5 protein-coding genes are annotated in these 7,382 nt (G+C 69.7%); 4 read left to right on the top strand and 1 reads right to left on the bottom strand.

Annotated elements, in window-relative coordinates; translation table 11 throughout:
- Nucleotides 1–497: TonB family protein (locus tag H5407_RS16570; RefSeq protein WP_183105576.1), on the top strand; the 497-nt coding region annotated here is incomplete at its 5' end.
- 82 nt (nucleotides 498–579) lie between these two features.
- Here H5407_RS16570 and H5407_RS16565 read toward each other — a convergent pair.
- Nucleotides 580–3,276, bottom strand: coding sequence for a TonB-dependent receptor (locus H5407_RS16565; RefSeq protein ID WP_183105575.1), 2,697 nt, complete (start codon nucleotides 3,274–3,276; stop codon nucleotides 580–582).
- Between the two features lie 272 nt (nucleotides 3,277–3,548).
- Here H5407_RS16565 and H5407_RS16560 point away from each other — a divergent pair, with 272 nt between their 5' ends.
- Genes H5407_RS16560 through H5407_RS16550 form a run of 3 tightly spaced genes read left to right on the top strand, consistent with a single transcriptional unit; the run spans nucleotide 3,549 to nucleotide 7,375 of the window.
- Nucleotides 3,549–4,802 carry a cyanophycinase gene (locus H5407_RS16560; protein ID WP_183105574.1) on the top strand — a complete coding sequence of 418 codons (1,254 nt, stop codon included), beginning with the start codon at nucleotides 3,549–3,551 and terminating at the stop codon, nucleotides 4,800–4,802.
- Between the two features lie 57 nt (nucleotides 4,803–4,859).
- A complete protein-coding gene (locus tag H5407_RS16555; RefSeq protein WP_183105573.1) occupies nucleotides 4,860–5,978 on the top strand; it encodes a succinylglutamate desuccinylase/aspartoacylase family protein in 1,119 nt (372 codons plus the stop codon).
- A gap of 8 nt (nucleotides 5,979–5,986) precedes the next feature.
- Nucleotides 5,987–7,375, top strand: a complete 1,389-nt coding sequence (locus H5407_RS16550; RefSeq protein ID WP_183105572.1) for a YfcC family protein — start codon at nucleotides 5,987–5,989, stop codon at nucleotides 7,373–7,375.
- Nucleotides 7,376–7,382: the final 7 nt, after the last annotated feature.

Raw genomic sequence — 7,382 nt, 5'->3', positions numbered from 1 at the left:
CGAGGACCGCCCAGCAGGAAGCCGCCGAGCGCCGCGAGGCCCGCCTGCGCGAGATCGGCCGGCAGCTGGACGAGGAGCGCGCCCTGCGCGACGCCGCGGCCGCCTCCGCCCGGCAGTCCAAAGACCTGCCCTATGCCAGCAGCCAGCGCCGCGGCCGGCTGATGGGCCGCAGCGATCCCAATCCGGACCTCGTGGCCTATGGCGAGACCTGGGCCCGCAAGATCCAGCTCGACGCCGCCAGCTTCGAGCGCCTCAGGGAGCTGCTGCGCCAGCCCCACTACGACGCCCTGGTGACCGTGGCCGTGCGGGCGGACGGCTCCGTGGAGTCGGTGAGCTTCGTGCGCTCCAGCGGCTCGCCAGCGCTGGACGCCGCCATCGAACGCACCGTCCGCGATCTGGCCGTTTACCCGCCCTTCCCGCCAGCGCTGGCCAAGGACTACGACGTGATCGAGATCCGGCGCAGCTGGCACTTCGACACCGCCATCCGCCTGAACTGAGCAGGCCCCACAAGGCACACAGCCCCGGCACCACGAAGGGCGCCGGGGCTGTCAGGGTCCGCGGACCGCGCTCAGTGCCAGATCAACGCAGCTTGTAGTTCAGGCTGACGAAGAAGTTGCGGCCGCGCGGGTCGGTGTAGGTCGGGTCGAAGGTCGACAGGAAGTAGTAGGACTGGTTGGAGAAGGGCGGGGCCGTGTTCAGCAGGTTCTGGATGCCGGCACGCACGCTCAGGCGCTCGTTGAAGCGGTAGCTGCCGCTCAGATCCCACAGCGAGTAGGCCTTGACCTGGCGCGGCTCGGTGCCGGGCAGGTAGCTGTCGTCGGTGTAGGCGGAGAAGTAGCTGTTGGCCAGGGTCATCGAGAGCGGGCCGAAGTCCCAGTCTGCCGAGAGGCGATGGCGCCAGCGCTGGATGACCTGGTCCTGCAGGAAGCGGCCGGCGTTCTCCAGGTAGGGCTCGGCGGCGCCGAACTGGCGCTGGTAGTGCATCACGTAGGTGCCGCTGAAGTTCAGGCCGAAGCGGCCCATGTCCGTGGCCGCCGAGCGCCAGCGGGCCTCGAAGTCCAGTCCTGAGGTCTTGAGGCCGCCCTGGTTCTCCTTCTTCAGGACCAGGGTGGGGTAGTCGTCGGCCGGGTCGCGCTTGATGTAGGAGGCGTAGCGCTCGGCGTTCTCCAGGATGATCTTGCCGGAGAGGTCGCTGATCACGTCGGTCTTGCGGATCTGCCAGTAGTCCACGCTGACCAGGCTGGTGCTGCTGGGCTCGAAGGCGATGCCAAGGGAGAACTGCTTGCTCTTCTCGGGCTTCAGATCGGGGTTGGCCACCTTCTCGGTGGGGTACTGGTCGAAGGCGTCATAGACCGCGTCGTAGAGGAAGGCCGGGCTGGTGCCGTAGGTGGCCGGGCGGTAGAGCTCGCTGAAGGTCGGGGCGCGGAAGCCGGTGCCGGCCGAGCCGCGGATCACGACGGTCTTGCTGGGCTGGTAGCGCAGGCCGAGCTTGGGGTTCACCGAGCTGCCCACCTTCTCGTAGTGGTCGGCGCGCAGGGCCGCCTGCAGCTCCAGCTGCTTGCTCAGCGGGGCGCTCAGCTCGGCATAGGCCGAGGTGATGTTGCGGCCGTAGTTCGTAGCCTCGGGGGCGGGGCTGGTGCCGGTGCTGTCGCGGTCGCCACCGATGTTGTTGCTGATCAGCAGGGCCGAGGGCGTGAAGCGCTGGGTCTCGCGGCGCAGCTCGGCGCCCACGGCCAGGCCCAGGTCGCCGCCTTCCAGCTGCGCGAGGCTGCCGGTGAGCTTGAAGTCCAGGCCCGAGGTCGTGCCCTCGCTGCGACGGGCCACATCGTCCACGCGCAGGGATTCGATCAGGCCGCGGCTCGATTCCGGCGAGGGCCCGAAGGGATTGATCTTGCCGGCGCGCACGGCGTCCAGCAGCTCCTTGAACTTGAAGTAGCCATCGACGTAGCGGTCGGCCACCTTGTTCTGCGCGTGGCTCAGCGCGGCGGTGTAGTCCCAGTCGCCGAAGACGGTGCCGCTGGTGCCCACGACCACGCGGTTGGCGTCGCTGCGCACCTCGTTGGTCCGGTTGCCCAGCTCCTTGGCGCGGAAGCGGATCTCGAAGGTCCGGCCGTTGCTCACCGGCTTGGGCAGGAAGGCATTGACCGCGGACCAGCTCATGCCGCTGAGCGTGGTGGGATTGGGTGAGAGCACGTATTCGGTGTCCGCCCGCGCCAGCAGCAGCTCGCCGAAGACCTGGCGGCCCTCGCTGAGCTTCATCACGCCGCGGGTCAGGAAGGAGAGCTTGTCGGACTTGGGATAGATCTCGGTGTCGGCCATGTAGTCGTAGCCGCAGGCCTCGGCGCCGATCTGGGTCGGGGCGTAGACCGAGGCCGGCGGATTGCAGCCCGGCGCGAACAGGTTCACGGTGCGCTGCGTGTAGGGCTTGCCGTTGAAGTTGTAGCCCGCCGCGTTGATGGCAGCCAGCTGCTCCGCACGCGCAGCCGCATTGCTGGCCAGGCGGATGTTGCCGGGGTAGGGGCGGCTGGAGAGGTAGTAGGGCACCGTCTCGGTCAGCGGGCGTTCCTGGATGAACGCGCGCTGGGTGGAGCGCAGGGCATCGAGGGCCTGCACGTCCAGCGTGGCGAAGACGTTGTAGCCGTCGCGCTGCAGGTCGCCACTGCCGCCGCTGATCGTGAAGGTGCGCTTGCCCGCGCCGCCTTCCTGCGTGCCGGAGGCATACGCGGCCATGTCGATGCCGCTGTAGTCCTGGCGGGTGATGAAGTTGATCACGCCGCCAATGGCATCGGTGCCGTAGATGGCGGAGGCGCCGTCCTTGAGCACCTCCACGCGCTGAATGGCGCCAGCGGGGATGCTGTTGAGATCGACACCGGCCGCATCGCCGGGCGAGGCGAAGTTGGCCAGGCGACGGCCGTTGAGCAGCACCAGGGTGGAGGACACGCCCACGCCGCGCAGATTGGCGCCGTTGAAGCCGCGCTGGCCGCCGGTGTTGTCGGAGATGGAAGCACCGTCGCCCAGATTGGCGGCCGCGGCGCTGATGTTCTTGAGCAGCTCGGCCGCGGTGGTCACGCCGGCCTTGGCGATCTCCTCGCGCTTGATGGTCTGCACCGGCAGGGCCTGCTCGCCCTCCAGCCGCTTGATGCTGGAGCCGGTGATCTCCACGCGTTCCAGCTTGGGAGCGGCCTCCTGGGCCTGGGCCAGCAGGGCGGGGGCGGCCAGCGCCAGGCAGGCGGCGCGGGCCATCAGGGTCAGGGACGGTTTGCTTGCACGGGTCATGGGAACCTCAAGAGAGAGAAGGGGTGAGCGATGCGGGAGGGGATGTGGGTCACTCTAGGGACCGGACTCATGACTTGCCTATGGGGTTTTGGCGCGCCGGTCGCTTGCAGGCAAATGCCTGTCGCTTCCGGACAAGCCGGCGTCTGGCCCTGCCCACGCCGACCTCTGCCTCTTGCGATGAAGCGACATGCTCTTGCGTGGAAGGCGCATGCAGGCCCTGAACGGGGCGCAACCCGCTGGCCCGGCCGTCGGCGTCCTGACAAGATGAAGCCATGCAACGCCTTCGACTTCTCCTGTGCACCGGCACACTCATTTGCGCGACCCTGGCCCAGGCCGGCACTGCCGTGGTGATCGGCGGCGCGCTGCGCAGCGACAACCCCACGGTCTGGCAGCGCGTGGTCCGCGAGGCCGGCGGACCGGGCGCGCGCATCGCCGTCTTCGCCACCGCTGCAGCTCATCCCGAGCGCAGCGCGCAGCAGATCATCGCGGCCCTGCAGCGCGAAGGCGCCGAGGCGAGCTTCATCCCCGTCGCGCCGCGCCTGGCAGGCGAGGACCTGCAGACACGGCTGAATGATCCCGCGCTGATCGAGCAGGTGCGCGCCAGCCAGGGCATCTTCTTCTCGGGTGGCGCACAGGAGCTGATCGTCGATACCCTGCAGCCCGGCGGCCAGCCGAGCGCCATGCTGCGCGCCATCTGGGAGGTCTTCGACCGCGGCGGCGTGGTGGCCGGCACCAGCGCGGGCGCAGCCATCATGAGCCGCATGATGTTCCGCGATGCGCAGGACAACCTGGACATCCTGCGCGGCCAGTGGCGCGAGGGCCGCGAGTACGACCGCGGCCTGGGCTTCGTCGGCCCCGAGCTCTTCATCGACCAGCACTTCCTCAAGCGCGGCCGCATCGGCCGCCTGCTTCCGGCCATGCAGCGTCTCGGTTATCAGTTGGGCCTTGGCATCGAGGAAAACTCCGCCGCCGTGATCAAGGACCGGCAGATCGAGGTCATCGGCGCCCGCGGCGCACTGCTGGTGGACCTGCGCGAGGCGCGACGCGACGCACACCTGCCCGCCTTCAACCTGCGCGGCGCTCGCCTGAGCTACCTGGACAGCGGCGACCGCTACGACCTCGCCACGCACCAGGCGACGCCTGCCCCCCACAAGCTGCGAGAGCCCCGCATCGACCCCACCGCCAGCGACTACAAACCCTACCTGCCCCGCGGCCACTTCTTCGGCGACATCCTGGGCGACGGCGCCATCGTCAGCGCCATGGCCCAGCTGCTGGACAGCCCGGCCGAGGAGGTGCGCGGCCTGGCCTACGAACCCGTGCCCGGCGCACGGGGGCGGGCCTCGCGGCTGGGCTTCGAGTTCCGTCTCTACAAGACGCCCGGCCTGAAGGGCTGGTTCAGCGGCGCCATGGGCGGCGAGGACTACACCGTGCTGGACGCGCGCCTGGACGTCCTGCCGGTGACCGTCGCCCATCCGCTCTACACACCCCTGCCGCCGCTGCCCCACCCCGCCACGGCCCAGCCCTGACCCACTGCCTTCCATTTCGTGGACGCCCCGCACCCCGGGGTGCCGTCCACCCACGCCATGCTGACTCAACACCACCTCCTGCCCGCCGCCCACGCCGGCACCCAGCGCCAGCTGCGCAGCCTGCACTTCGGCCCTGGCCGCTCCGGCCGCAAGGCCTATCTGCAGGCCTCCCTCCATGCCGACGAAGTACCGCCCATGCTGGTGGCTCAGTCCCTGATCCAGCGCCTGCAGCGTCTGGAAGCCGAAGGCGCCATCGAGGGCCGCATCGTGCTCGTGCCCCTGGCCAATCCGGTGGGCCTGTCCCAGGACCTGCAGGGCAGCGCCCTGGGCCGCTTCGATCTCGCCACCGGCCTGAACTTCAACCGGCAGTTCAAGCACCTGGGCACCGCGGTGGCCCGTGCCGTCGCGCCGCGGCTGGGCGACGATCTCCAATCCAACACCCGCGAGGTGCGCCTGGTGCTGGGCGAGCAGCTGGCCGCCTGGCAGGCGCAGACCGAGACCGAGGCCCTCAAGCGCCAGCTGCAGTGGCTGGCCCATGACGCCGACCTGGTGCTGGACCTGCATTGCGACAACCAGGCGGTGATGCACCTCTACGTCGGCAGCGCGCAGGTGGACGCTGCGCGGCCCCTGGCCGGCTATCTGGGCGCGCAGGCCCTGCTGCACACGCCGCTGGCCGGCGACGAACCTTTCGACGAGACCCTGGCCCGCCTGTGGTGGGAGCTGGCCGAGCACTTCGCGGGGCGCCATCCCATCGACCCGCTGGGCTGCGTGGGCCTGACCGTGGAGCTGCGCGGCGAGACCGACGTGAGCCAGGCCCTGGCCGAGCAGGACGCGCAAGGCCTCATCGCCTATCTGCAGCAGCAGGGCCATGTGGCCGGCGAAGCGCCGCCCGCGCCCACCGCCTGCGAGCCCACGCCGCTGGAGGCCGTCGAGCCCGTGACCGCCCCTTGCCCGGGCATCGTCGTCTTCGCCAAGGCGCCGGGTGACTGGGTGCTCAAGGGCGAGCTGGTGGCCGAGATCGTGGACCCCCTCACCGACGAACGCACGCCTCTTCACGCCCGCTCCAGCGGCCGCTGCTTCGCCCGCAGTGCCCGCCGCTACGCCAGCCGCGGCATGCGCCTGGCCAAGATCGCCGGCCACGAGGCCTATCGCAGCGGCAAGCTGCTGTCCCTGTGAATCGCGCCATGAAGCTCAGACTCCCCAACACCTATGTGCTGCTCGTCAGCCTGCTGGCCCTCATCGCGCTGGCGACGTGGATCGTGCCCGGCGGCCGCTTCGAGACGGCCCTGGTCAACGGCAAGACGCTGATCGTCCCCGGCACCTTCCACCTGGTCGAGGCGCGGCCGCAGGGCTTCGCGGCCTTCCTCACCGCGCCGATCAAGGGCTTCGTGGAAGCAGCGCTGATCATCGGCTTCGTGCTGGTGGTCGGCGGCGTCTTCGCCGTGCTGCAGAAGACCGAGGCCATCGATGCCCTGATCAAGTCGGTGGCCCAGGCCCACCAGCGATCGGCCCTGGTGCGGGCCCTCGTGATTCCTGTCTTCGTGACCCTCTTCTCGCTGGGCGGCGCGAGCTTCGGCATGGCCGAGGAGGCCATCCCTTTCGTGCTGATCTTCATCCCCCTGGCCCTGGCCTTGAAGCTGGACACGCTCACCGGGGTGGCCATTCCCTTCGTGGGCTCGCAGATCGGCTTTGCCACGGCCTTCCTCAACCCCTTCAACGTGGGCGTGGCCCAGGGCATTGCGGGGCTGCCGATGTTCTCGGGTCTGGGCTACCGCGCCCTGTGCTGGGCCGTGGCGACGGCCCTCACCATCGGCTTCCTGCAGTGGTGGGCGGTGCGCATCCGCCGCGATCCCACGCTGAGCCCCACCTACGAGGCCGACCAGGCCCGGCGCGCCGAGATGGACCTGACCGCCTTCGAGCAGTTCGCCGGCCTGACGCGGCGCCACAAGACCGTGCTGGCCCTGTTCGCGGGCTCGCTGCTGGTGATGATCGGCGGCGTGGTGCGCCTGGGCTGGTACATCGAGGAGATCGCCGCCCTGTTCCTGGTGATGGCCGTGGGCGTGGGCCTGGTGGCGCGGCTCTCGGCCGATGAGTTCATGGCCGCCTTCCTGCAGGGCGCGCGCGACCTCGTCGGCACGGCCCTCGTCATCGCCCTGGCCAAGGGCACGGTGATCCTGCTGCGAGAGGGCCAGATCATCGACACCCTGCTCAACGCCCTGGCCCCGCTGGTGGCCTCGGAGCAGCCGGTGTTCGCGGCGCACAAGATGTTCCTGATCCAGTCAGTGATCAACTTCTTCATCCACTCCGGCACTGGCCAGGCAGCCCTGACCATGCCCATCATGGCGCCGCTGGCCGACCTGGTGGGTCTGACCCGGCAGACCGCGGTGCTGGCCTTCCAGCTGGGCGAGTTGACCACGCCCATCATCCCGACCTCCGGCATCACCGTGGGCGTGCTGGCCCTGGCGCGCCTGCCCCTGGGCACCTGGGTGCGCTGGATGCTGCCGCTGCAGGGCCTGTACCTGCTGATGGCCCTGCTGCTGCTGAGCTGGCCCGCCCTGCAGGGCTGGACTTGATTACAGT

Origin of the sequence: Mitsuaria sp. WAJ17 (assembly GCF_014174515.1) — a bacterium.
Taxonomy (GTDB): Bacteria; Pseudomonadota; Gammaproteobacteria; order Burkholderiales; family Burkholderiaceae_C; genus Roseateles_B.
The sequence above is the reverse complement of the archived record's forward strand: the minus strand, read 5'-3'. Positions and strand labels throughout refer to the sequence as shown.